General features: G+C 46.5%; 2 protein-coding genes. One reads left to right on the top strand and one right to left on the bottom strand.

The window, feature by feature from the left end; translation table 11 throughout:
• Positions 1–700: magnesium chelatase domain-containing protein (locus tag ACS8FD_RS12910; protein ID WP_439276197.1), on the bottom strand; the 700-nt coding region annotated here is incomplete at its 3' end.
• A 264-nt stretch (positions 701–964) separates the two neighbouring features.
• On the opposite strand from ACS8FD_RS12910, the gene ACS8FD_RS12905 reads away from it, so the two are divergent.
• Positions 965–2,817: penicillin acylase family protein (locus ACS8FD_RS12905; RefSeq protein ID WP_439276196.1), on the top strand; the 1,853-nt coding region annotated here is incomplete at its 3' end.

Raw genomic sequence — 2,817 nt, 5'->3', positions numbered from 1 at the left:
GATGCTGACCTTTGACATCTGCCAAATCTACTTTATAACCTGTATGCTGCTGTGTTGGTTTAGACTGGACCACCTCTAAATGCGTATCTGTAGCACTGGGGTCTGTTAGCGATTGCAGATGATTACAGACAGCCTTTAAGTTTTGGGCGGCCAATATCGTAACGCCATCGACACGGCTAGCTTCAGCGCCATTATCAATCGGTACGATTAACGCTGCGGTTTGTGGTTTTTGGTGTTGCTCATTCAGTGGTGGCTCACTATTTTTTGACGACTTCGATACTTTTGACGATTTTAAAGCCAACGCTTCCGCTTTTATCGCGCGTGCGACTGCTAAGCTGCCTGTCACCTGCCGAAGCTCACCATTCAGTGCCAACTCACCGATAAACTCCAACCCTGACAGTGACTCTGGATCAATCTGATCGCTGGCTGCCAAGATACCGATAGCAATCGGCAAATCTAGCCTAGCACCTTCTTTAGGCAGGTCTGCTGGGGCTAAGTTAATAGTCAAACGGCGATTGGGAAATTGAAATCCTGAATTAAGAATGGCTGAGCGCACTCTATCTTTACTCTCGCGTACAGCAGCTTCTGGCAAACCTACAATGGTCAATGCTGGCAGGCCTTGGGACAAATGTACTTCAATGATGACTTTGGGAGCATGTAGGCCCACGACCGAACGGGTATAAACTTGAGCAAACGACATCGGCGTTTCCTAATATAGAGAGCCATTAATCATAAAGTATTATTAACCAACGCGCAAATGTCGTGTTTTATCACTGGTGTAGATGACCGATGTTGTTATATGATGAGTAAATGCTCTTATATTTAGCGTTGGCTGATTGGTACAGGATGGCCATCAGTATTAAAGAGCATTGGCAATAAAAGGATTTTATTGATCATATAAAGCTCGATAATTATTGTTTTTAACGGCTTTATACACACCAACTAACCATGGATGGATAAGCTTATGAGCATTGATATGCTTAATAAGCGTGTGCCTAGGCTCGCGCTACTCACAGTCGCAGTTTCTTTTGGGCTGTCTGGGTGTTTTGGCGACGACGATGACGACTTTACGATTTCTCAACCAACTTACTCCGTAGACATTCAGCGTACCGAGTTCGGTATACCTCATATCACTGCTAATGATTATAAAAGTCTCGGCTACGGGGTAGGCTATGCTTTTGCCGAGGACAACCTCTGCTCCCTAGCACATGAACTGGTGGTCGCTAGCGGTGAGAGTATGCGGTACCTAGGTGATCAAGGCAACTTAGCCAACGATGTATTTTATACGTGGTACAACTCTCCTGAGCGACGTGCTGAATTCCTAGCGGCTCAAGATCCTGAAACTATCGATGCGGTAACAGGTTATGCGGCAGGATATAGCAGGTACTTACGCGATACAGGAGCTGCCAATATCGACCCCGCTTGTGCCAATGCTGAATGGGTCCGAGAAATCACTACCGATGATTTATTGACAGTTTATGGCAAAGCCAACCTGCGCGGTGGACTCTCTAATTTTGTCGGTGCTATCGCAGCAGCTGCACCGCCAGCGCAAAATGTAGTGATGGGCAGCTCAAGAATGAGCAGCGCTGCGACAAACCCAGTAGCCGAATCCGTGCCTGAATTCGATATGACAACGATCAACGTCTTAAATGGCGGTAGTAATGCTTATGCCTTTGGTAGCGATGTGACTGGTACCGACAAGGGTATTCTTTATGGTAACCCGCATGAACCATGGAGCGGTGTTCAGCGCTTCTATGAGTTTCATCTGACTATGCCAGGTAAGCTGGATGTGATGGGGGCGGCCCAACAAGGTCAGCCCTTTATCAATATCGGTTTTAACAAGGATGTGGCATGGAGTCACACGGTTTCTACCGCCAAACGCTTTACCCTTTATCAGCTAAGCTTGGTAAACGGTGACCCGATGAAGTATAACTATCTAAATAGCGACGGTATGCTTGAGCAGCGTGATATCGAAGAAGTTGAGGTAACCGTTAAGTTGCCAGATGGCGGGGAACGCGTTGAATCGTTATATGTGTCTCACTATGGACCTATGTTGAATGCCAAAGCGCTAAACGGTCAACTGCCTGGTTGGGGGGACGCAAGCAACGTCGCCTATACTATTCGCGATGCAGCTTCTGAAAATCCCCGCGCGCTCAATCAGTGGCGTAGTATGAATATGGCAACTAGCGTTGAGGACTTAAAAGATAGAATGCAAAACATTCTAGGCCTGGGGTTTGTTAATACCATCGCAACCGACCGTTACGGTAAAGCACTGTATGCAGATATCTCAACCGTGCCTAATGTGACCGCAGAAAAACTAGCAACCTGTAGTGCTAATGCTGGTCCCGCTCTTGGCGCTTTAATAGCATCAAACTTACCTGCGCTCAATGGTAGTACTGCCGCTTGTGAATGGGGTAATGATGCAGATTCACCGCAAGCAGGTATCTTTGGCGGCTCAAATTTACCGTTCTTAATTCGTGATGACTATGTGCTTAACTCAAACGATTCTTATTGGCTGAGTAATGCAGATAAGCCCCTAACAGGATTTTCACCGTTATTGAGACGTGAGTTATTACCTCTCTCTGAAGATGCCTCGCCATTGTCTCCACGTACTCGTATGGCCTTTACTCAAATATTCGATCGATTGGATAATACGGATGGTCTAGGCGGCACTACTTTCAATCTTGATAATATGCAAGAAGTTGTCTACGGCAATCGCAGTTATGGTGCTGAATTGGTACTGGATGATGTTTTAGACGATTGTCAAGCTGCTCCGACCTTGCCTCTAACTGGTGGTGGTACCATCGATGCTACTCA

The organism is Psychrobacter sp. 1U2 (assembly GCF_051847575.1).
This window is presented reverse-complemented; position numbering and strand designations above follow the sequence as displayed.